Annotated in this window: 19 protein-coding genes; 15 read left to right on the forward strand and 4 right to left on the reverse strand. The window is 57.1% G+C overall.

Annotated elements, in window-relative coordinates:
• Nucleotides 1-41 precede the first annotated feature (41 nt).
• The 7 genes from bamD to VGH19_13975 all read left to right on the forward strand — a co-directional run bounded on the left by bamD (nt 42) and on the right by VGH19_13975 (nt 11,241).
• On the forward strand, nt 42-1,031 hold the full coding sequence (gene bamD / locus VGH19_13945; GenBank protein HEY1172466.1) for an outer membrane protein assembly factor BamD: 990 nt from the start codon (nt 42-44) through the stop codon (nt 1,029-1,031).
• A 4-nt stretch (nt 1,032-1,035) separates the two neighbouring features.
• Entirely contained in the window at nt 1,036-1,542 is a 507-nt protein-coding gene (gene lptE / locus VGH19_13950) for an LPS assembly lipoprotein LptE (GenBank protein ID HEY1172467.1), read from the forward strand.
• Between the two features lie 249 nt (nt 1,543-1,791).
• Nucleotides 1,792-3,738, forward strand: coding sequence for a TonB-dependent receptor (locus tag VGH19_13955; protein ID HEY1172468.1), 1,947 nt, complete (start codon nt 1,792-1,794; stop codon nt 3,736-3,738).
• A 2-nt stretch (nt 3,739-3,740) separates the two neighbouring features.
• Nucleotides 3,741-4,334 carry a YfiR family protein gene (locus tag VGH19_13960; GenBank protein ID HEY1172469.1) on the forward strand — a complete coding sequence of 198 codons (594 nt, stop codon included), beginning with the start codon at nt 3,741-3,743 and terminating at the stop codon, nt 4,332-4,334.
• Between the two features lie 7 nt (nt 4,335-4,341).
• Nucleotides 4,342-8,268, forward strand: a complete 3,927-nt coding sequence (locus tag VGH19_13965) for an ATP-binding protein (protein HEY1172470.1) — start codon at nt 4,342-4,344, stop codon at nt 8,266-8,268.
• An 85-nt stretch (nt 8,269-8,353) separates the two neighbouring features.
• Nucleotides 8,354-9,907, forward strand: a complete 1,554-nt coding sequence (gene purH / locus VGH19_13970; GenBank protein HEY1172471.1) for a bifunctional phosphoribosylaminoimidazolecarboxamide formyltransferase/IMP cyclohydrolase — start codon at nt 8,354-8,356, stop codon at nt 9,905-9,907.
• Nucleotides 9,908-10,008: 101 nt separating this feature from the next.
• Nucleotides 10,009-11,241: an SGNH/GDSL hydrolase family protein gene (locus VGH19_13975; GenBank protein ID HEY1172472.1), complete on the forward strand. Its 1,233-nt coding sequence runs from the start codon at nt 10,009-10,011 to the stop codon at nt 11,239-11,241.
• A gap of 6 nt (nt 11,242-11,247) precedes the next feature.
• On the opposite strand, the gene VGH19_13980 is transcribed toward VGH19_13975, so the two are convergent.
• Complete coding sequence (locus tag VGH19_13980) at nt 11,248-12,405, reverse strand: sialidase family protein (GenBank protein ID HEY1172473.1); 1,158 nt, start codon at nt 12,403-12,405, stop codon at nt 11,248-11,250.
• Nucleotides 12,406-12,686: 281 nt separating this feature from the next.
• On the opposite strand from VGH19_13980, the gene ald reads away from it, so the two are divergent.
• From ald to VGH19_13995, 3 genes are all read left to right on the forward strand, one after another.
• Nucleotides 12,687-13,787: an alanine dehydrogenase gene (gene ald, locus VGH19_13985; GenBank protein ID HEY1172474.1), complete on the forward strand. Its 1,101-nt coding sequence runs from the start codon at nt 12,687-12,689 to the stop codon at nt 13,785-13,787.
• A gap of 116 nt (nt 13,788-13,903) precedes the next feature.
• Nucleotides 13,904-16,051, forward strand: coding sequence for a TonB-dependent receptor (locus tag VGH19_13990; protein HEY1172475.1), 2,148 nt, complete (start codon nt 13,904-13,906; stop codon nt 16,049-16,051).
• A gap of 62 nt (nt 16,052-16,113) precedes the next feature.
• Nucleotides 16,114-16,629, forward strand: coding sequence for a hypothetical protein (locus tag VGH19_13995; protein HEY1172476.1), 516 nt, complete (start codon nt 16,114-16,116; stop codon nt 16,627-16,629).
• A 64-nt stretch (nt 16,630-16,693) separates the two neighbouring features.
• Here the strand turns inward: VGH19_13995 and VGH19_14000 are convergent, their stop codons facing one another.
• Both VGH19_14000 and VGH19_14005 read right to left on the reverse strand, forming a co-directional pair.
• A complete protein-coding gene (locus VGH19_14000) occupies nt 16,694-18,382 on the reverse strand; it encodes a hypothetical protein (protein HEY1172477.1) in 1,689 nt (562 codons plus the stop codon).
• A gap of 38 nt (nt 18,383-18,420) precedes the next feature.
• Nucleotides 18,421-19,071, reverse strand: coding sequence for a hypothetical protein (locus VGH19_14005; GenBank protein ID HEY1172478.1), 651 nt, complete (start codon nt 19,069-19,071; stop codon nt 18,421-18,423).
• Nucleotides 19,072-19,314: 243 nt separating this feature from the next.
• Here VGH19_14005 and VGH19_14010 point away from each other — a divergent pair, with 243 nt between their 5' ends.
• The 4 genes from VGH19_14010 to VGH19_14025 are packed head-to-tail and all read left to right on the forward strand — an operon-like array spanning nt 19,315 to nt 21,110.
• Nucleotides 19,315-19,875: an NUDIX domain-containing protein gene (locus VGH19_14010; protein HEY1172479.1), complete on the forward strand. Its 561-nt coding sequence runs from the start codon at nt 19,315-19,317 to the stop codon at nt 19,873-19,875.
• A 5-nt stretch (nt 19,876-19,880) separates the two neighbouring features.
• Entirely contained in the window at nt 19,881-20,399 is a 519-nt protein-coding gene (tadA, locus tag VGH19_14015) for a tRNA adenosine(34) deaminase TadA (protein ID HEY1172480.1), read from the forward strand.
• A gap of 49 nt (nt 20,400-20,448) precedes the next feature.
• Complete coding sequence (locus tag VGH19_14020) at nt 20,449-20,709, forward strand: AbrB/MazE/SpoVT family DNA-binding domain-containing protein (protein HEY1172481.1); 261 nt, start codon at nt 20,449-20,451, stop codon at nt 20,707-20,709.
• Nucleotides 20,706-21,110, forward strand: coding sequence for a hypothetical protein (locus VGH19_14025; GenBank protein ID HEY1172482.1), 405 nt, complete (start codon nt 20,706-20,708; stop codon nt 21,108-21,110). Before VGH19_14020 ends, VGH19_14025 begins: the two co-directional genes overlap by 4 nt.
• Before the next feature lies 1 nt (nt 21,111).
• Here VGH19_14025 and VGH19_14030 read toward each other — a convergent pair whose 3' ends face one another.
• Complete coding sequence (locus VGH19_14030) at nt 21,112-21,429, reverse strand: isoamylase early set domain-containing protein (GenBank protein ID HEY1172483.1); 318 nt, start codon at nt 21,427-21,429, stop codon at nt 21,112-21,114.
• Nucleotides 21,430-21,722: 293 nt separating this feature from the next.
• Between VGH19_14030 and VGH19_14035 the strand changes: the two genes are divergently transcribed.
• Complete coding sequence (locus tag VGH19_14035; GenBank protein HEY1172484.1) at nt 21,723-23,564, forward strand: prenyltransferase/squalene oxidase repeat-containing protein; 1,842 nt, start codon at nt 21,723-21,725, stop codon at nt 23,562-23,564.
• The last annotated feature ends 200 nt before the right edge of the window (nt 23,565-23,764 follow it).

A 23,764-nucleotide genomic window follows, 5' to 3' on the forward strand; every position in this document is an offset into this window, starting at 1 on the left:
CTTTCTTGACTTGCCTTCGCCCGTTCAATACGGTTCGCAGGATGACAAAACGGCCTGTATGTCTTTTAGTGTTGCTGGTGGGTCTCGTGGCATTTCCCCACGTCTCCCCCGCGCCGTTGATTTACCGCCCTGGTGAAGGTTGGGTCTATGAAGCCGTCGGCCAGGAAGGCAAATGGATCCGTGGCCGCGCCAAGGACCAGCTAACCGTCGCGCAGGAAGCCTTTGATAGCAAAGACTATAAGAACGCGATGAAGGCAGCCAAGCGCACCGTGAAACAGTGGCCGCTTTCCGACTACGCGCCCGATGCGCAATACATCATAGGCCGTTCCTACGAAGAACGGAAATCCGATGAAAAAGCCTTCAAGGAATACCAGAAACTCATCGAGAAATACCCGAAATACGCCAAATACGACGAAGTGTTGAAACGCCAGTATGAGATCGCCCAGCGCTTCCTTGGCGGGCAATGGTTCAAGCTCTGGGGCACCATCCCGCTGTATCCTTCCATGGATAAAACGGCGGAGATGTATGAGAAACTGATCAAGAACGGTCCATACAGCGAAGTTGCCCCACAGGCACAGATGGACATCGGCACCGCCAAGGAAAAACGCGAAGACTTCGTCGACGCAGTGAAGGCATATGAAAAGGCGGCGGACCGCTACAATGACCGCCCAGCCGTCGCCGCTGATGCTCTCTACAAGGCCGGTCTAGCCTATCAAAAGCAGGCCAAGACGGCGGAATACGATCAAAGCGCAGCCGCCCAAGCCATCGCCGTACTGACTGATTTCATGGCCCTCTACCCGGAAGACGCCCGCATCCCGGAAGCGCAAAAAATCATCGAAGACCTCCGCACCGAACAGGCTCGCGGCAATTTCAAAGTGGCCAAGTTCTACGAAAAAGCCCACCGTTACGAAGGCGCACTCGTTTACTACAACGAAGTCATCCTGCGCGACCCGAATTCCGAGCACGCCGCCGAGGCCAAAGAACGCATCGAAGTCCTGAAGAAGCGCATCGAAGCCAAGAAAGAGCAATAAGATCATGCTGCGCCTCGTTTTTTCCTGCCTGGCCGCGCTGCTCCTCAGCGGATGCGCGGGTTATCAGCTTGGTCCCACCAACGGGACCAAGGCAGGGGAAAAGTCCATTGAAGTACAATTTTTCCAGAACAAGACCGGTGAACCCCGGTTGATTGATGCGGTCACCGGCTCTTTGCGCAAGGTCATCCAGCAGGACGGCACCTATAAACTCGATACTCGGGGTGAAAGCGACGTCGTCCTCACTGGCAGCTTGATAAAATACGATCGCGGTGGCGTCACCTTCCAACCCTCGGACATCCGCACAGTTCGTGATTACAACGTCACCCTCACTGCCCGGGTACAAGCCCGCGAACGCAGCACCGGCAAAGTCATCCTGGACCGCGTGATCACCGGACGCGCCACCTTGCGGGCCGGTTCCGACCTCGCCAGTGCCGAACGCCAGACCCTGCCCAACCTCGCCGAAGATCTGGCCCGCAACATCACCACCTACTTGGTTGATGGCACTTGGTGAGGCCAACTCCTTCGACCTGACTTTTACGTATTTTTACGGGTTTTCCTGCCAAACTCCGGCCTTGTAACCCACCAAAGCCAGGTCACATAATCTCCCCCACGGAATGGAGGGGTGGCTAACGAGAGAAAACTGCCATGCCGGTCAGTTCTGTGCTATGATAGGGCCAATTTGCCTTCCAAGACACAGCTGCCAGGTATACTATCCGGCAATCCAGCCGATATAAATGTGGCCTTAACCTCAGGTTTTACCATGCAACGCGCCCTCACCATGTTACGCGCCCGGCTGCTGCCCTGCATCACCTTGCTGGGGGTGGCTTCCATCTTTAGTGGAACGCTGGCCGCTGCAGACACTCCGCTCGCCACCAACCAGCTCACCAGCCTCTCACTTGAGCAGTTGATGTCCATCGAGGTCACCTCCGTCTCCAAACATGCCGAACCGGTAGCCAAAGCACCCGCTGCCATCCACGTGCTCACAGGAGATGACATCCGGCGTTCCGGCGCGACGAGCATTCCCGAGGCCCTGCGCATGGTTCCAGGTATCAATGTCTCCCAAATCAATCCCGGCAACTGGGCCATCAGTTCCCGTGGGTTCAACGGTCGCTTTGCCAGCAAGCTGCTCGTCATGATCGATGGCCGCAGCGTTTACACCCCGCTTTTCTCAGGCGTTTACTGGGATGTGCAGGATACCTTGCTGGAAGACATCGAACGCATCGAAGTCATCCGCGGTCCAGGCGCCAGCCTCTGGGGTGCCAATGCCGTGAACGGTGTGATCAACATCATCACCAAGGACGCCTTCGATACCCAAGGCGGCATGCTTTCCGGCGGAGGCGGCTGGGAAGAGACCGCCTTCGGTGCCGTCCGCTACGGCGGCAAATTGAACGAACACACCGCCTATCGTGCCTTTGTGAAATACAACCAGCGCGATGACACCCAGTTCGCCATGGACGGCACAGACATATGGCGCGGCGGTTATCGCGTGGACTGGCGCCCGCAACCCGGCTCTTCCGGAATGTTGCAAAGCGAACTCTATGCCGGTGATACCGCTTCTGGCACCGGCGTCGGCATGTCCACCGTCGCGGGCGGTCACGCCTTGGCCCGTTGGGATCGTGAACTCGGCGCTGATTCCACCCTGCGTCTTCAAACTTGGTTCGACCGCACGGAACGCGTCTTCGACATCGTCACCGAGTATCGGAACACGTTCGATCTCGAAGCCCAGCACCAGTTCCTGCTGGGCGAAAAAAACCGCCTAGCCTGGGGTGCGGGCTACCGCTTCACCAGTGACCAAACGTTCGGCTCGCCACAACTCACCTTCGCACCCGCAGAAGTTGACGATCACCTGGCCAGCTTCTTTGTGCAGGATGAAGTCACCCTCCTGCCGGACAAACTTTCCTTAACCTTCGGCAGCAAGCTGGAGCATAACCAATATACCGGTTTAGAGGTGCAGCCCTCCGCCCGTCTAAGCTGGCAACCTTACACCCATCACAGCCTTTGGGCCTCTGTGTCCCGTGCTGTTCGCTCACCTTCCCGTGCAGAGACTGATGTCACTGCCGTCAGTGGTGGTCCCCCGGGTCTTACCACAGTTGTGCGCGGCGCCCCAATGCAGTCTGAGGAACTGCTCGCCTTTGAACTTGGCTGGCGCGCCCAGCTGCATCGCACATTCAGCACGGACTTGGCACTATTTTACAATGACTATGACCGGCTGCGCGCCTTTGACTTCACCTTCACACCCGTGCCGCCCACTGCCACGTTCTCAGTGAATAACGCCATGGACGGCCACACCTATGGCGGCGAACTGTCTCTGAACTGGCAGCCGGTCTCCTGGTGGCGCTGGCAGGCCAGCTATACCTTGCTGCAGATGCATCTGCGCAATGGCCTCGTTTTACCTGACGCCACTTTCTACTACCGGGCGGAAGACAATCCGCAGCAACAGATCCATCTGCGCTCCAGCCTGGACCTGCCGCATGGTTTTGAATTCGACACCCAGCTCTACTACCAGGATTCACTGCCCGGTTTGGGTGTGCCTGCCTATGCACGGCTGGATTTCCGACTCGGCTGGAAACACCGTGACCGCTTTGAAGCCAGCATCGTCCTTCAAAACGCGCTGGACCCCCAACACCGTGAGTATGGCAACGCTTCCATGGTCGTCTCCTCGGAAATCCAGCGGACGCTGTATGGCAAGCTGACCTGGCGCTTCTAAAAATGCTGTCGTTCAGCTCCATATCACAGCATCTCCGCCGGAGCTTTTTCCGGCTGCAGTTCGCGCTTGCCCTGTTGTTCACCAGCGCCAGCTCCCTCCGCGCTGCTGAACCCACCGAGTATGAGATCAAGGCGGCCATGATCTACCGGCTGGCTCAATTCATGGAGTGGCCTTCCAACCGGTTTGATTCTGCCTCCGCACCCCTCTCCCTGGCCATCATGGGCAAAGATCCCTTTGGCGACTCCATCGACACGGTATTGAAGAATCAAAAAATTGGGGACCGCGACATCCTCATACATCGACTTCCTTCCCATGCTGACAACCGCACCAACCACCACGTGATTTACCTCAGCACCAGCCTTTCCGCCGAGGCCCAAAACATCATCTCCAGTGTACGGACAAACGCCGTGTTCACCGTAGGTGAAGGTGAGGACTTCACCACCCGGGGCGGTCACGCGCGGATCTACCTCGAACAGAAGAAGGTGCGTTTCGAGATAAATATCGCCGCCATGGAACGCAGCGGCTTGAAATTACACTCCCAAGTCATGAAACTCGCCACGCGCATCACGCGCGACGGCAAAGACGTGAAGAAGTAGCGACTCCATGAGCTGGTGGCAAAAACTGGCGCTCCGCCGCAAGCTGACCCTCATCATCATGATGACGGCGCTCACCGCTTTGCTCCTCGCCAGCACCGGATTCATCCTCTACGACATCTCCAATTTCCGCGATGCCATCCAAAACGACCTCACCAGCCTCGCGGACATCACCGGTGCGAACAGCTCTGCCGCCATCACCTTCAATGACGCCGAAGCCGCGGAGAAGGACACCCTTTCCCTCTTGCGTGAACGCCCCCACATCATGGCTGCCATCGTCTACCGTTCCGATGGCACCATCTTCGCCCGCTATATCCGCGGAGATTTGAAGGGCACGTACCGCCCCCCTCAAAGCGTTCCCAATGGCCCCTTGGTATTGCAGGACAGTCTGGGCATCGCCCGCCCCATCAATTATGACAACAAACCCATCGGCAACATCTATCTGGAGACCGATGTGGGTGAACTGGACGAGCGCCTGCGCAACTACGCCGGCATCGTGGTCATCCTGTTGCTCATCTCGGGACTGGTCACCTACCTGCTATCTTCCCGCCTGCAAAATGTCATTTCCCTCCCCATCGTCCAGCTGGAAGACACCGCCCAGAAAGTTGCTGAAAAGAAAGATTACTCCCTCCGCGCCGTGAAGCGGGGCGAGGACGAGATCGGTCGCCTCATCGACCGCTTCAACGAGATGCTGGCCCAGATCCAGGCCCGGGATGAAGCTCTTCAAAAAACGCATGAACAGCTCGAGAAACGCGTCGAGGAACGCACCCGCGAACTCCGTCAGGAAGTCGAAGAACGTGAGCGCGCCCAGCGCCGCATGTCCGAATCCGAACAGCTTCACCGCCAGATGGCGTTGAACGCCAGCGATCTCCTCTACGTGATCCATACGGAAGCCGAAATGGTGGATTACTACGGCCAGGTGGATTACCTGTTGGGCTTTGAAGAAGGCGAGTTCCCCCGCACGCTCTCCGCCTGGCACGAACGCATTCATGATAATGACCGCCCACGGGTGTTGCGTGCCTATCTCACTGCCTGCGAAAACGGCACCCTGTTCGATCAGGATTATCTGATCAAAAACGCCCAAGGGCACTGGCGTTATTGGGCCCAGCGCGGCAAACCCATACGCAATCCCGAAGGCAGGATCTCCCGTTTCGTCGGCGCCTGCTCCGACATCACCGAACGCAAGCGCGCCGAGGATGATCTCCGCCGCAGTGAATCCATTCTCCGCAGCTTCTATGACAGCGCCCCGCTCATGATGGGCGTCGTTGAATTGCGGGGCGAAGACATCTTGCATCTGCGCGATAACATCGCGACAGCGCGATTCTTCGGAGTGACGCCGGAATCGATGGAGAACCGGCTATCCTCCCAACTGGGGGCCAGCCTGCAAACGATCGCCCTTTGGATCAGGAACTACCGCCTCAGCGAGACCACGGCACAACCTTCGCGTTTTGACTTCACCGTGGATAACGCCCGGGGCAAACGTTGGATCTCCGTCACCGTCTCCTTCGTCGGCCGCACACCCGCCGGTCACTCACGCTTCTCTTACGTGGCGGAAGATGTCACTGACCGCCGTGCAGCCGATGAAAAATTCCGCGTGCTCTTCGAGCAATCCTCGGATGCCCACCTTCTCTTCGACGAAAATGGCATCATCGATTGCAACAACGCCGCCATCCAGATGCTCCGGTGCCCGGACAAATCCGCCGTGCTCGCCGTACATCCCGCCACGCTGTCGCCGGAATTCCAACCCGATGGCCGCAGTTCCATGGAAAAGAGCGTGGAGATGGACCGCACCGCCTACGAGTGCGGTTATGCCCGCTTCGAGTGGATGCATCGCCGTATGGATGGTGAGGAGTTCCTCGTGGAAGTCAGCCTCACCCCGGTCATCCTGCATCAAAAACGCGTCATGCTCGTGGTCTGGCACGACATCACCGAACGCAAACGGGCAGAAGAAGCCATGCGCCAGGCCAAGGAAGCGGCGGAAGCGGCGAACGTCGCCAAGAGCCAGTTCCTCGCCACCATGAGCCATGAGATCCGCACCCCGATGAACGGTGTCATCGGCATGACGGACCTGCTCCTGACAACCCGCCTCGATCCCGAACAACGCGACTACGCTGAAACAGTTCGCAACAGTGCCGAAGCCCTGCTGGACATCATCAATGACATTCTTGACTTCTCCAAGATCGAGGCTGGCAAGCTCCATTTCGACAGTGTGGATTTCCAGCTCAACGAAGTCATCGATGGCACCATCGATCTCCTCGCCGAACGGGCCCATCAGAAAAGTTTGGAGCTTCTCTACCTCGTCCACCAAGACTGCTTCGCCGCCTTGCGCGGTGATCCGGGACGCTTGCGCCAGGTCTTGCTCAACCTCATCGCCAACGCCATCAAGTTCACTGAACGCGGCGAAGTGTTCCTCCAGGTCACTCCGGAAACCGAGACGGAAACGACGATGAGCATCCGCTTTGCTGTGACGGATACCGGCATCGGCATTTCCGAGGAAGTTCAAGGCAAACTCTTCCAGCCCTTCACACAGGCGGACAGCTCCACAACCCGCCGCTATGGCGGCACCGGCTTGGGTCTTGCCATCTGCAAACAGCTCGTCGAGATGCTGGGGGGGCACATCGGACTCAACAGCGTGCCCGGCCAAGGCTCGACCTTCTGGTTCACCATCCCGTTTGAGAAACAATCGGCTGATGCCTCGCCTCCGCTGGAAGTCCCGCTGGAACTGGTGGGCCGCCGTGCCTTGGTGCTGAGTGACAATGCCACTCGCCGTCAGGTCATCCATCACTACATCCTCTCCTGGCGCATGCGCAACGGCAGTGCCGCCAGCGCTCAAGATGCCGTCAGCCTCCTTCAACGCGAAGCGGTCGCCGGTCACAAGTTCGATTTCGCCCTGGTGGACCTGCCTGCGACAGAAGCCGTCCGCTTCTCCCGCCAGGTTCGCAGCTTGAACACACTGACCCCACCGCGCCTGGTCTGGGTGGGCAGTACCGGTGAACGCCCCGCAGAAGCCGTGATGCAATCCGAAGGCTGGAGCGCCTCCTTGACCAAACCGGTCAAGCCGCTCGAGCTGCTTGCCTGTCTAAGCCGTCTCTGCGGATCAAATACAACCATCCTGAAAAAAGCGGCTGCCGTGGCAGCTCAAAACGAGCCGGCGGTCCCCCGGCAAAACTTGCGCATCCTGCTGGCCGAGGATAATCCCGTGAACCAGAAGGTCGCCATGAAGATCCTCGGGCGCATGGGTTACGAAGCCGATTACGCAGCCAATGGCCAGGAAGTTCTCTCCGCCATTCAACGGATTCCTTACGATGTCATCCTCATGGATTGCCAGATGCCCGAGATGGATGGCTACGAAGCCACCCGGCGCATCCGCCAAAGCGCCGCCCAAGACGAGCCCAATTTCAGGACGGACTTGAAGAAAGTCTACATCATAGCTCTTACTGCCAATGCCATGGCCGGTGACCGCGAAGCCTGCCTCGCGGCGGGCATGGATGATTACATTTCCAAGCCCATCCGCCGCGAAGACCTGCAAGCAGCCTTGGAACGCACTCCCCGTGTCCTCAAGCCCACAACCGCTGCTGAGGCACCTGTTGCGCGCCTGAATCCGGTGATCATCAACGAACTCCGGAGCTTGAAGGAAGATGATGGCACCGACCCATTGGGTGAAGTCATCCAATCGTTCTTCAACTATTCGCCCAAGATGCTGTTGGATATCCAGTCCAAGACGGCCTCCGGTCAATCGGATGAGATCCGCATGGCTGCCCACTCTCTGAAAGGCAGTGCTGCGAACCTTGGTGCCGAGCGTCTGGCCCGTCTCTGCTCGGAACTGGAAAAGGCGGCCAAGGCCAGTCAGAAAGATCTGTTCATCCCTCTCTCGGTCCAGATCGAGACGGAACTTGCCCTGGTCTGCAAGGAACTGGAACGGGAACGGACAGCCTGAAAGCGGTTCAGGACTTTCCTTCAGCACCTCCGTTTTGACGATTGACTGGCTTTGCCCCTTTGGAGGATTTTATCCCCCTTTGATTATGGCTAAGATTCAGCGTGCATTGCTTTCAGTCTCGGACAAGACGGGCCTCGTGCCCTTCGCCCAAACTCTCGCGGCAGCGGGCGTCCATTTGATCTCCACCGGTGGTACGGCCAAGGCCCTGCGTGATGCAGGCATGACCGTGCAGGACCTCAGCGATTACACCGGCTTCCCTGAGATGCTCGATGGCCGCGTAAAAACGCTGCATCCGAAAGTCCACGGTGGCCTGCTCTACATCCGCGGTAACGCGGAACACGAAGCAGCCGTACAAAAGCACGACATCCAATCTATCGACCTCGTGGTCGTGAACCTCTATCCGTTTGAGGCGACCATCGCGAAGCCGAACGTCTCCCTGCACGATGCCATCGAGAACATCGACATCGGCGGTCCCTCCATGCTTCGCAGTGCCGCGAAGAACCATGACAGCGTGACGGTAGTAACCGATCCTGCTGACTACGCTGAAGTGGCCGAGCAGATCAAGACCACTGGCGGCACCACGCTGGAACTGCGCCGCAAACTCTGTGCGAAGGTCTATGCACGCACCGCTGCTTACGATGCCGCTATCGCCGCGCATCTCGGCAAAGAATTCGGTGTGCAACCCGCTGGTGAATTGCCGAAGGAACTCGTTGTTCGCGCGAATCAGGCGCAATCCCTCCGCTACGGTGAGAACCCGCATCAAAAGGCCGCGCTCTACGGCAAGTTCACGGAATACTTCCAGCAACTGCATGGCAAGGAACTTTCCTACAACAACATCCTCGACCTCACTGCCGCGACGAATCTCATCGTGGAGTTCGAGGGCGAGCAGCCGACGCTGGCCATCCTCAAGCATACGAATCCGTGTGGGGTAGGCCAAGGCAGCAACTTGCGTGATGCGTGGGACAAGGCCTTCGCTACCGATAAACAGGCTCCGTTCGGCGGCATCATCGCCGTGAACCAGCCGCTCGATAAAGCATGTGCCGAAGCCATCGTGGAAATCTTCAGCGAAGTGATCGTGGCTCCTGACTTCACGCCGGAAGCACTTGAAGTATTGCAGAAGAAAAAGAATCTGCGTCTGCTCAAGATCAAGAAGAACCCGGCCACGCCTGCACCATGGGACCTGCGCAGTGTGGGTGCGGAATCGTTCCTCCTCCAAGAGCGCGATCTCAAGATCACGCGCGCGGCCGACCTCAAAGTCGTTACGAAACGTCAGCCGACCGAAGCTGAATTGAAGGCCATGCTCTTCGGCTGGCGCGTGGTGAAGCATTTGAAGTCCAACGCCATCGTGTATGTCGGCAGTGACCGCACGCTCGGTGTGGGTGCAGGCCAGATGAGCCGCGTGGATTCCAGCCGCATCGCCGTGTGGAAGGCAGGCGAAGCCGGATTGCCTCTCCAAGGCAGCGTGGTGTGCAGTGATGCCTTCTTCCCTTTCCCGGATGGCCTGATCGCCGCCGCGAATGCGGGTGCAACAGCCGCCATCCAGCCGGGCGGTTCTGTGAAGGACGCCGAAGTGATCGCCGCTGCCGATGAGCGCGGCATCGCCATGGTGTTCACCGGCGCACGCCATTTCCGCCACTAAGAAGTTACGTAAACTCTCCAGCCCGGCTCAGAACGAGCCGGGCTTTTTCATTTTCATGATTTAGGCTTGCTGCCAAAGGCCGAATCGGGTTCACCAAAGGCATGCAACTCATCTCCCGCCGTCAGGCTATAGCCGGCATGGCCGCCACCGCGTTCGCCGCAAATTTCATTTCTCTTTCCGCCGCTGAATCCGCTGTGCCCACGCGCACGCTTGGTCGCGTCTTCGAAAAGATAAAGAAGGGCGAGACGACAACCATCGCTTACTTCGGCGGCAGCATCACCGCGGCACCGGGTTATCGGGTAAAGACGTTCAAATGGTTCAAGGACACCTTCCCTCAAGCTAAACTCGTGGAAGTGAATGCCGCCATCGGCGGCACCGGCAGCGATCTCGGTGCGTTCCGCTGCGGCACTGATGTGGTATCAAAGAAACCTGATCTCGTTTTCGTGGAGTTCAATATCAATGACGGCAGTCCCACGAATGAGTTCCGTAAGGCAACGATGGAAGGCATCGTGCGGCAATTGTGGGCCTCAGAATCCAAACCCGAGATCGTCTTCCTCTACACTACGAGCCGCGATTTGAACAACGCACGCGGCAGTCATCCCGCCGTGGCGAAACATTACGGCATCCAGGACATCGACCTGCAACCCGCGCTCATCGCCGCGCTGGATCGCACTGATTTGCCAAAGCCGACTGAAGCGCAATTGGCAGACAAGAAGTTCAATTGGAACGCCAAAGGCCAAGTATTCATGGGCGACTCCGTGCATCCGAACGATCTCGGTCACACCATCTACGCAGACACCATCATCGCGTATCTCAAAACACAGGTAGATGCCAAACCCTCACCCACGCCCAAGCTCGGTGCTACGCTCGTTAGTGAAGAATTTGCCCACGCCACAATGATCCCCGCGAACAAGGCCAAGCTCACCGGCAACTGGGAAGTGCTCGAACCTTCAAAGCAAGGTCTGCTCGCCCGTTACACGGATGGCACCATCAATGCCCGCGGACCCGGCGATGCCTTGGAGTTTGAGTTTGAAGGCACCGCCATCGGCTTGTTCCTCAATGTGCAAAAAGACGGTGGCAAATTCGAATGGAGCATCGATGACGGCGTGAGTGAACCTTGGGATCATGCCTACGGTGGTCCAAAAGGTGCGAAGAAAGCCAAGAGCGACACCGCTCCCGGCCCCTACTTCGCCCGCAATCATTACGCCATGCTCTCCTGCGGTCTGAAACCCGGAAAACACACCTTGAAGATCAAAGTGCTGGAAGAACGCGACAAGACCAGCGAAGGCAACCGCCTGCTCATCGGTTACTTCCTCGTCGCCGGGAAAAAGTAAGCGCGTTTATTTCGCCTTCGCCTTGGCGTCCAACTCAGCGAACGTGAACCGCACACTCACAATGTACGGTTCCTCGTTCGGCATCCAATGCCCGTAGGTCGTGGTCACGAAAGTGCCATCCGGTAATAGCTCCACACCAGGATAAGCGCAATCCATGCCCTTATGATTGTCCATGAGCCGCACGCGATACTGGCCTTCGCGGCCTTTCACAATGTCCTCATAAGTCCCCACCCAACCGACCCAATCGCCCTTGGTCGGACTTTCCAGTGTGGTATCACGGAAAGAGATGAAGAGTCGGCCATCAGGACCATACTTGGCCGTGTGCCGGTCACCGGTCAAAGCTCCGGGTAATTCCCGCGGCTCCGTCCAAGTCCTGCCTTCATCATTACTGAAGACCACGAAGGAATTGAGCTTACGGGAGTTTTCACGCAACAAGACAGCGATCTGTTTACCATCGGGTGAACGTAGAGAACCCGGCTCACACAAATAGGCTGTCGGATGCGTGGCGATGATTTGCGGCAAGCTCCAAGTGAGTCCACCGTCTCTTGAGAGTGTCTTAAAAACATAAGCAGTCTGCCCCTGTTTCTTATCGGAGTAGCCCCAGAAGCGAGCATCGTCATGAAAGAGCGCCATATACGTGCCACCTTGGAGCAGTTGCATGGTGCCCATGGCCACGATGCCACCATAGGCGCCGATCGATTTAAGCTCCGTCCACGTTCCACCATCATCTTCGGAATACGCCATGCGGATGGTCTCTCCGGGAAACTTCGTCTGACGTCCGGCGAACATCAGAATGCGTTTCTTGCCTTTGGCATCGATTGTACGAAACAGCGTGGGTGTTTCCTTCGATGTCACCCAGCTCTCGGGTGTCGGCAAGCGCTCTGACCACGTCAACCCACCATCCGTGCTGCGCTTATACATGATCGGGCCGCTGCCATGACCTTTCGGATACACGATGAGCATGGTCTTGTTATCCTCCAGCAAGAGAGTGGTGGGATGGCCCAGATACTGGCCCGGCTCACGATCTACCAAGACTTGCCTCTGCGTTTCCGTAGACAGATCGATCACCGGAATGGAGTAACCGCGCGGCAGAGCTGGTTCCGCCGCTGACAGAACAGTGGCGAGCAAGGGGAGCAAAACACAGCCACGGATGAGGTGTTTCATGGCTGGATCAAATCACAACCCGCATCGAAAAGAAATGCCGCACCGCTGGTCACAAGGGCTTACCAGGCTCTTTCTGAAAATGACCAATGACTAAATCCGAATGACGAAGGAATGAGTAAATGACAAATGCTTAAGTGCGGACTTCATCCAGAGACTGTGAGTAATCAATTAAGCAGCATCCCTCCATTGGTCATTTTGCATTCCTTCGTCATTCGGATTTAGTCATTGGGCATTCAATCAAAGGTCTTACTTTTCCACGAACGATATGCTATCGTTTAAACATGATCATCGGCGTCCCCCGGGAAATCAAAACAAAGGAGTTCCGCGTCGGCCTGCTACCTTCAGCGGCCTATCAACTCATCAAACGTGGTCATGAAGTCGTCGTGGAACGCGGTGCTGGATTAGGCACCGGTCATGCCGATACGGATTATGAAAAAGCGGGCGCACGCCTCGTGGACGACCACGCTGATGTCTTCCGCCAGGCCGAACTCATCGTGAAAGTAAAAGAGCCGCAGCCCTCCGAAATCCCCCTGCTGCGCAAAGGCCAGATGCTCTTTACTTACCTGCATCTCGCCGCCAGTAAAGAGCTGACGGAAGGATTGCTGAAATCCGATGTCACCGGCATCGCCTATGAAACCATCAATGTACGCGGACGCTTGCCGTTACTTGAGCCGATGAGCGAGATCGCCGGTCGCATGTCTGTATTGGTTGGTGGCTATTTCCTCTCCAAACATCGCGGTGGCAATGGCGTGTTGCTCAGCGGTGTGGCGGGTGTGTTGCCGGGTAAAGTTGTGGTGATCGGTGGTGGCACTGCCGGTATCAATGCCGCGCGTATGGCTACGGGTCTGGGCGCGGATGTGACCATCCTCGAAGTCGATCTGGAGCGCATGCAATACCTCGACATCACGTTGCACACCGCGCACACGCTCTATTCCAGTGAAGCCCATCTCATGGAGCTTCTGCCCAGCGTGGACTTACTTGTGGGTGCTGTTCTCGTTCCCGGAGCAAAAGCCCCGAAGCTCATCCGGCGCGACATGCTCCAGCGCATGCGCCCCGGCAGTGTGCTGGTGGATATCGCCATCGATCAAGGCGGCTGCGCGGAGACTTCCCGCCCCACCACTCATGATGATCCCGTATATGTGGAGGAAGGCGTGATCCACTACTGTGTCGCGAACATGCCTGCCGCCTATGCCCGCACCGCCACCCAAGCGCTCACCAATGTCACCTATCGCTACGTGGAGATGCTCGCCGATCACGGCCTCGCCGAAGCCTGCAAACTCCAACCCGCACTAAAAGGCGGTATCAACGTGATGGATGGACAACTCACCTGTCAGGCTGTCGCGAACGCACACGGGATGAGATGGACTGAAGCATTTGTTTGATTATAAGGGAATAGTTGCACTCAACGGCATACCTTAAGATACAAGAACCCGCCCATTCCAAAATTTGAGGCAAAAAGGTCTTGCGCGTTACTATTATTGTATGCACAAAAACGCATATGTCATTTATCTCCCGTCTCTTGCCGCGCTTTCGTCGTCCTGCCTTGGGACTGATTTTAGCCGGATGCGCTTCTGCGGCCCAGGCCCAAACCGCCGCCAACACCAGCACGAATTCACCCACCGAACTGCCACCGGTGACCATCACCGCGCAGAAGAAAGTGGAGAACGTGCAAAGCTCCGCCGTCAGCGTGGCCGCTGTGCCCCAGGACGTCTTGGAGATGACGGGAGCCCGTTATGTGAACGACGCAGCGGCGATGGCTCCGAACACATTCGTCACCGAATTCAGCGCCCGCAAGCTCAGCAATCCTCGTTTCCGCGGCATCGGCTCCAGCCCGAATAATCCGGGCATCACCACCTACATCGATGGCGTGCCGCAACTGAATGCCAACACCTCCAGCCAGGCGCTGCATTACATCGATCAATTGGATTTTGTGCGTGGTCCGCAGGGAGCGCTCTATGGTCGCAATACCATCGGCGGTCTTATCGATATCCGCAGTCTGAAACCTTCGCTTATGGAATGGAGCAGCGGGGTTCAGGCCACATATGGCAACTATGATTACAAGGATGTCCGTCTCGATTTCGGCGGTCCCATCAGCCAGGACAAAGTGGGCTTGAGCCTCTCCGGTGGTTACTCCGGCCGCGAGGGTTACACGCAGAATGTCGCCACGGGTGCAGACATCGACAACCGGGAAGCCGTTTTTGGCAAAACTCAGTTGCTTTACGCTCCGCATGAGAATTGGGAAGTGCGTCTGATCCTGACCGGTGAAAGCACCAATGATGGTGACTACGCCTTAGGCGATCTGTCCTCCCTTCGTGCCAATCCACATCAGGTGAACCGTAACGCGGACGGTTCCACAGAGCGTGATATACTCTCTCCAACTCTCCTCGCTGGCTACACCAATGGTGGCGTCGAGTTTGATTCCATCACCGGTCTCGTTTTTTGGGAGACCACTGACTCAACCGATATCGGCTATGCGCTGACCCCGGTCACTCCGGTGATCATGCGTCAGAACGATGAGAAGGCAATTCAGTTCACCCAGGAATTCCGGCTGTCTTCAGCGAAAGACGCTCCTCTCGAACTTGGCGACTCGCTGGATCTGAAGTGGCAGACTGGCCTGTTCTTGTTCACTCAGAACTACGAGCAAGTTGCGGTCAACAACATCCCGGCCTTCTTCACCAGCAGCCTGGAGCAATCCCAACTGGACGATTTCGGCGTCGGCATCTATGGCCAAGCGACGTTAACGGCATTTGAGAGGTTCGATTTTACCGCTGGAGTTCGCGGCGACTATGAGGACAAGGAGGCGGATCTATACAATCAGCCGCTCTTTGCGTTGCCAACCGTTTCCAGCCTGGGCAGCAGCTACACTTCGGTCACGCCGCACTTTGGACTGGCCTATCATATCACAGACAAGCACATGGTGTATGGCACGCTGACGCGCGGTTACAAAGGAGGTGGATTCAACTCCATCGCTCCAGCGGGCAGCCAGGAATACGAGGAGGAGAGCAGTTGGAGTTATGAAGCGGGTTTCAAGACCACTTGGTTTGAAGATCGTTTGCAAGTGAACATCGCCGCGTTTTATACGCATTGGGATGATATCCAGTTGAACACGCCGCTGGGTGGCGGTGCCTTCTACATCGACAACGCCGGTTCCGCCGCCAGCAAGGGCTTGGAGCTGGAAGTGAAAGCACGTGTGATGCCCGGCTGGGATGTCTTCGCCGGAGCCGGTTACAACGAAGCACGCTTCCTGAACGGCAGCTATGATAACAACTCCAATGCGGGTGCCATCCAGCATATCGGCGGCAACAAGCTGCCTTACGCACCGGATTACACCATCCATGGCGGCAGCCAGGTGATCGTGCCGGTCAGCGGCGAGGTTAACTTCTTCGCCCGCGCGGATGTCACGGCCTACGGCCAGTTCGCCTATGATGCCGTGAATGGCGCCTCGCAAAGCGCCTATAGCGTCACCAATTTCCGTGCCGGTTTCGGCGGCAAGAAATGGTCCATCGAAGGTTGGGTTCGCAACGCGTTTGATACGGATTACGTGCCGTTGGCATTTCAATACGGCACCTTCGGGGCGCCCTCTGGCTATGTCGGCGAGAGTGGCAATCCGGTCACGTTTGGTTTGACTGCGAAGTTGCGGTTTTAGCATGGCTATAGCGGGAATGCTGTTGCATCCGAGCCAGTAAGCGCGGAAACTATGGAATCATCATGAAAACCATTGCTCTGCTGCTTACTTCAGCGTTCGCACTCAGCCTTTGCGGCCAATCACTCTTAGCACAGGACGCTCCATCAAAAGCCGCTGGTGAAAAACCTGCGAGCGCAGAAAAACCAAAAGCGCCAACACAAGAAGAGCTGGAAGCAAAGTTCAAGACCACGCTGACGAAAGCTATCATGTCTGGCCGTTGGTGTTCTCTGAAAGACGGTGTGATGGGTGAAGAGAAGGAAGACAAATACACCATCCAGAGCGTGAGCAAGGTGAAAGGAGATGAGTGGGTCATCGTCTCACGCATCCAATACAACAAGCGCGATTTCGATGCGCCCATTCCCATCAAGGTGAAGTGGGCGGGAGATACGGCGGTGATCATCGTGGACAATGTGGCCGTACCCGGTGGTGGCGTGTATTCCGCTCGCGTGATGGTGTATGAGAACACGTATGCGGGATCGTGGAGCGGTGGCAAGTATGGCGGACTTTTGAACGGGACAATCGCTCCGCAGAAGGAATGATTATCAGCCACAGAGGGAACATGGATCACACGGATAAGGGCGGACAAATTCCGCTTCTATTTGCTCAGGGAGCAGGCACCAAGTCCACCTGGTTTACCTTGGTCCAGAGTGGTTCCAAGGCATTGCCGAGTTCTGCCACAGTCACTTCATTTGGGCAGAAGACTTGCACCTGCGGTGAACGCAGGCGGGGATCGCTGATGAGTTCAAGCAGTTGAGCGCTTGAGGCGACAGATGTCATCACTTTAAAATCACCCGGTGAAAAGGCCGTCGTGGCCACCGGCCCTTGAGCTTCAGGAAACTTGCGCGCGAGCCGCATCTGTAAGCGACCATCCGCGCGGGTTAGCAAGATCACTACGTTCGCAGCAACTGGTACTGAACGTAAATTGACGATGCCAGCCGTGTTCGTCGTGCCCGGCAACAAACGCAGATGAACTGGGGCAGCCAGGTCTGCCTGTATCGGACTTAGTTCCTTTGCTGCGGTGAACCATGTGGCCGCGGTCGCATTCCCTTCCGGTCGCAAGAGCACGTTCATCTCCAGCCCCAGATGGCGTTTCACGCCAAGCAGTTGCTGAACTGATTTCAACGGGGTGGGGTCCAAGGCATCGCGCAGCTTTTCATCCGTAAGCATCCAGGAGCCGGACGGCTTGACTGTCACCTCCCAATCCTTCCTGCCGGGTTGGGGCGCGAACGGTTTCACCGCTGCAGCCAGAGACAAATCGATCAACAGTTCCAATGCTTTTGGGTCGTTCGCAGAAACTGCCGCCGTTTTCAATAGAGGGCCGAATTCCGCCAGATGCACGCGGAGAAATTTCAGCGCGGGATTGCGCAAGCCCGCCTTGTTCCCTGATGCCGCTTGCAAGACCAATTGAGAGACATCCAATGAGGAAAATTCCCACTGCAGCGGCAACGGATTCGAAGGAACGCGTGGAGCGCCACCGGCATCCGCGCTAAGATCGATAAATAATTGATACCTGCCGAAGGCCAAATCTTCCACGCGACTGTGCTCCAGCATCACCTTGCGTTCAAACGATTGTCCGGGCGACAAGCTGATGTCACTGTAATCCCCATCCAGTGCGCTTGGCACCCGTGTTTCACGAAAGCCCTGCGCATCCACGACCCACAGACTTAGATCATCCGGCCAGCGGAAGGTACGCGGTTGAGTGCCCGTATTGCGTACGCGTAAAGACCAGTCGGCCGAATCCAAGAGCGGCAGCTTCAATGGACCGGATAGCTCGACCGACAGGCCGCGCTTGGCCACGCGTTCGGAGCGTTGCTTCAGGTAATCTGTCACGCTGAGGACGCTGAGACGGTTCGTGCCAGTCAACGCCGTGTCACGCCAGAGACCGATGCCGCGCGGCACTTGCGGCTTCTGCGTTTCCAATACCCCGATGTAGCGCCCGGAGAGATCATAGGTGCCGGACTCTGGTAACACCGCCCAATCACTGACGAAGGTTTCGTAGTCCTTGGATTTATTCGGCGCGAGCACTTCTGCCTTCGCGAACATGTGGGCCATCGCTTGCACAGCGGGGATGGGCGTTACTTCCTGACCATTACGCGCGATGGTCAAGCGGCCATTCACACGGCAGCACCCTTCCCACATGAAACCGAGCGCGTTTGTGGAGTGATTCGTGAAGCGCCAGTAGAGCGGTATCTGGTCTCCGATCACGTATGTTTCAGCGGGAGGGACGACGAGTTCCGCAGCGACATCTGCTGGCGCAGGCTGAGCGGAGGCAGAAAAGGCGGACTGAATCATCAGTCCGCCTAGCAAAACAAACGATGTGACAAACGACTTCACTTACCACTGACGCTCACAACCTTCAGGTCGTCAAATTTAATAGGCGTGCCTGCGAAAGGACTGCCCCAGACGGTGGGACGACCAGCGATCGGCTCTTCCTTCTCATCGAAGGAAATGGTCGGCTCTTTCGGCTCAGGATCGCCCTGTTTCCAGACTTTGCCTTCCACCTTCCACGCATTGCCAACCTTGCGGACTTGCAGATGGAATTGTGTCCATGTCTCCGAAGCCCACTTGTTCGGCACCGTAGCCACGGCGTTGTCGCCCTTGTATATCTCGATCGCCTGCTTGGCCGGAGCCACCATCAGGCGGTATCCCCCTACGCCGCTCAAACCCACGCCAAAGAAAGGAAAACGCCGGCCCTTGTTGGTGCTGTGGATGCGCGCAGTCACGGCGAGGTTCTCCTTCTCCGTGGGACCGAAGAGGAAGCCGTAGGTCTCGAGGGGATCACCCGGCAGTTCCACGAACTTGCCACCATCGGCTTCTTTCACTTTAAAACCGCCATCCAGCACCAAAAAGTCTTCAGGCAGGCTATCCACAGCGGCTTGCTCGAAATTGTTCTCGTAGAGGGTCTTGCCCGCTTGGGCAAAAACCGCCGTGGCGGTCAAACCGCAGATGGCGGCGAGGGTGAGGAACTTGCCGATTTTCATGCTTATCCTTACGTGCTGCACAGTGATTTAGACTGCCGGATACGGGCGGCTATTCAAGGGCAGGAAGGCACCCGCCAATTTATTCCGCATACGTATTATCTGGAATACAAGGTTGGCCAACCGTCCAGCAATGGCAACTTTTTTCTTTGGCCGGAATGCTTGTAACCGTCACTCACCCAGACTGAAGCCGTGGCGGCGATGTTCTATGTTTCCCTTTCTTTCCTCTCCTGCTTAACTCCGCCCATGAACCGTGCGGCCGAGACACAGCCAGCGCCAGACACCACAGCTTCACAACCCGTGAAGCTGCCGCACAAGATTTCCACGCTGCTATATTGCTTCGATACCAGCGACCGCATCCTTCTCATGGAACGGGCACAGGAGCCGAATCGCGGCCTCTGGAGTCCTTGCGGTGGCAAGCTCAAGACCGAGCTGGGCGAGTCTCCCTACGCCTGCGCCTGTCGTGAAGCGAATGAAGAGATGGGTGCCGTGCTGAAACCCGGCGATCTCCACCTCACCGGCATCGTCAGTGAACACGGCTATCACGGCCAGGCGCACTGGCTCATGTTCCTCTTCGAAGTGAAACGCAAGTTCACCGAAGTGCCGCCACCGCATCGTGAAGGTCACTTCGCTTTCTTTAAGCGCGAGGAGCTTGCCACTTTGCGTCTCCCTGAAACCGATCGCGAAACCATCTGGCCGATGTTCTGGCAGCATCGGGGCGGATTTTTCTCCGCCCATTGTCATTGCTCCTCGGATGGACGCAATGTGTGGACGATGGAAGAATCTATTCTGCCCCAGTTCAAATAATTCCCATGGCCGACGAAGAACCCATCATCGATCTGCACAGTGACCAATACTTCATGGGCGAAGCCCTGCGCCTTGCTTTGAAAGCCTATGAAGCCGAAGAAGTACCTATCGGCGCCGTCGTCGTGCGCAATGGCCGCATCATCGCCCGCGCATGGAATCAGGTGGAACTGCTGAAGGATGCCACTGCCCACGCGGAGATGATCGCCATCACCCAAGCGGAAGAAGCTGTCGGCGATTGGCGGCTGAACGATTGCACGCTCTACGTGACCAAGGAGCCTTGCCCCATGTGCGCGGGAGCCATCGTGCATGTGCGTTTCCAACGCGTGGTCTTCGGCGTGGGTGATCCCAAAGGTGGTGCTGCAGGTGGGGCCTTGAACTTGTTGCATTTCCCCGGCCTGAATCACAAATCCCAGATCACCGCCGGTGTGCGGGAAGAAGAGTGCCGCCACATCCTGCAAAGCTTCTTCAGCGAGCAACGCGCCAAAAAGAAAACGCTACGCCAGTCCGAAAAAGACGAAGTGTAATTGTTCTTCTTCTCTTGCCCGTCACCATCGCTCGTGCGACTTTCCTACCATGAGTGCGACAGCAGTCAGAGAGAAGCGGCAAACAACCATCCCCGCAGATGTAGCAGAAGCGGCGGGCATCGAACCAGGCGATCAAGTGGAGTGGCGTTTCGAAGAGGGCGAGATACGGGGGCGTAAGCTGGTGATGGAAAAAACGCGTACAGTGGGATTGGACGATGTGGACCCGCGGACATTGCGTCCCAAAGGCGGCTGGAAAGTTGACCGGAGCCGCTTGAAGGAAGCCATCAAAGCCGGCAGAGACCGCGAATGAAGATTTACTGGGACAGTTCTGCCCTCTTGCTTTATTGGCTGGAGGGACGTGAAAGGGAGATTAAAGGCGTTACGCGTGTCCATTCTTTAGTGGAGGTTTTCGGAACGATTACGGGCCGGGGAATCCCGCAGCAAGGCGGCACTTTTTTGAAACTGGAAGCGGATCTGGCTGCTCGCGTTTTGGCAGACATTGCTGGACGTCTGGAATACGTGGAGCTGGATACAGCTACGGTCTTGAAAGCCTTAAAAGAAGCAAAGAAGCGGGCGGTCCGGGGAGGACGCATTCATGATTACATGCATGCGTTGGCAGCAGAAAAAGCTGGAGCAGAGGAAATCTGGACTACGGATGCCAATGACTTCACTGGTCTTTCCAGCATCCCATTCAAGGACGTATCAAAGTAACTCAGCTCACCGAAAGAAGAGACACGACGGAGTCATCTTCATTCTTCGAGATGCCACTGGCGCGAGGGTCGAGTGCCAGTTCATCATCAATCACCAGCACATAGCGGTGATGACCGTGGGGCAAAGGGATCTGCACGCTCCAGTTCCCGTCGAAGCCGCGCTTCATCGGTGTAGCCGTGAGGGACCAGTCGTTGAAGTCACCGGCGATGAACACCGCCTGTGCTTCGGGCGCTTCGCAAAAGAAATTGATGGGCTTGACCGTTTTCTTGGCGGCCAGACGGCCGAAGCCGCCCCGTCCTTGCGCTTGATCTAAAAACATACGTCTAACTTCTGATGGAACCGACCAAGTCCTCGAACAGCGAGAGCATTGCTGCGGTCCACTACGACTGGTGACAAGCAGTGTATATGCCAGTTTGTTTATCCGGTTGAATAGTCACCCAAATGGGTGATTTTTCTAAGGGCGACCCCGTGGAAATCGTGCCACTTTGTGTTGCGCTGCGTTCAGTTTTCACGCTAGCTGCGTGAAGAATTGCTCTTCGAACGCGAACCGCACTGCATGGTCAAAACGGTTCATGTCGCTATTAGATAAGCCTGCGTGACGACTACTTTATCGTGAATACGGCTGAGAAAATCGCGGAAGCCAACGCCACTGTGCGCGCTGCCCTACTGGCAGAACGCAACGCTGCTGGTCATTGGACCGGCGAGCTCTCCACCAGCGCGCTCTCCACCGCCACGGCCGTCTGCGCCCTCGCGACTGTCGCTCATCAGACTGGCGATACGCATTACGATGCCCACATCCAGAAAGGTCTGAAATGGCTCGCTGCCCACGCCAACCCCGATGGCGGCTGGGGCGATACCACGCGCAGCTTCAGTAACATCAGCACCACTACACTCGGCTGGGCCGCGTTCGGTTCTGTGAAAGGTGCGGATGAGCAATACCGCACCACCGTCACTGCCGCCGAAAAATGGCTCACGCAAAAAGCCGGTGGTGTAAGCACAGATAAACTCGTGCCCGCTATCATCCAGCGTTATGGAAAGGACCGCACCTTCTCCGTACCCATCCTCACCATGTGCGCCATCGCCGGGCGTTTAGGTGTGGGTAAGGCCGCTTGGAAACATGTCCTGCCGCTACCCTTCGAGCTCGCCGCGCTGCCCGCGAAGTTCTATGCCGCCGCGAAGCTGCCCGTCGTCAGCTACGCCTTGCCCGCACTCATCGCCATCGGCCAGGTGCGCCATGATCGCCTGCCTACGCGCAATCCCATCACCCGTTATCTGCGAGATAAAACGCGTGCGAAGACACTCGAAGTCCTCACGAATATCCAGCCGCCCAACGGCGGTTTCCTCGAAGCCACACCGCTCACCAGCTTCGTGACGATGAGCCTCGCGGCAGCAGGTTTACCCAAGCACATCGTGGCGAAACGCGGCGTGGAATTCCTCTGCGCCTCCATGCGACCCGATGGCAGTTGGCCCATTGATACCAACCTCGCAACCTGGGTAACAACCCTCGCCATCAGTGGTCTTTCTGCTGGTGGTCATCTAAATCTCTCCTCCACAGAACGTGAGCAACTGCTCACTTGGTTGTTAGATCAGCAATATCGCACCGTTCATCCCTACACAAACGCCGCTCCCGGCGGTTGGGCATGGACCAATCTCCCCGGCGGCGTTCCTGATGCTGATGACACGCCCGGTGCGTTACTCGCACTGCACCATCTCGGCATCGAGTCGCCCCGCGTCACCGAAGCCGCGACCGCAGGTTGCCAATGGCTCCTCGGCTTGCAGAATAGCGATGGTGGCATCCCCACATTCTGTCGCGGTTGGGGCACATTGCCCTTTGATCGCAGCAGCCAAGACCTCACTGCGCATACGTTGCGCGCTTGGCATGTGTGGGAAAAGAAACTGCCCGCAGAGCTTAACAAGAAAGTGAATCGCGGCATCCGCAACGCTTTGCATTATCTCTGCGATACCCAGCGTAACGATGGCTCCTGGCTCCCACTCTGGTTCGGCAACCAACACGCACCCGATGACGAAAACCCCGCTTATGGCACGGCGAAAGTCGTCCTCGCCCTGAGCGAATTAAGCGCGCGTTTAAGCAACGACGACATACAAGCCCTCGAACGCGGCGTGGAATGGATCGCCCTCCATCAAAAGCCCGATGGCAGTTGGAGCGGAGCGAAAGATGGCCCTTCTTCGATCGAGGAAACTGCGCTCTGTGTCGAAGCTCTCGCCGCTGCCCTGACCTCCGGCAAACTCACCAAACCATCCGTGCTGCCCGAAACCATCCTTGCGGGCGCGAACTGGCTCGCCCGTGAGATTCATCAAGGCCACCATCGTGAAGCCCGGCCGATCGGCTTCTACTTCGCGAAGCTGTGGTATTATGAGAAACTCTATCCACTCGTGTTCAGCGCGGGGGCGTTGGAGCGGGTGATGGGGTTGGTTAAGGCGGGGAAGATTTAATCAATCGCCAGTTATCTCGACCAGCTTCTCTCCATTACGGATCAAAGCAAGTGCTCGGGCTAGAGCGTTTTAAATAAAGTTGTAGCCGCAATGTGCGAACCAGGAAGCGGCGTCTTGTGGGGTGACTGAGGCCAAGGCGGCGGCGATGGCCGCCAAGAGCGCCTCCCAAGTTCTGGCTTCGGCACTGCGCAAGGCTTGTT

The organism is Verrucomicrobiia bacterium (genome assembly GCA_036405135.1).
GTDB lineage: Bacteria > Verrucomicrobiota > Verrucomicrobiia > Limisphaerales > JAEYXS01 > JAEYXS01.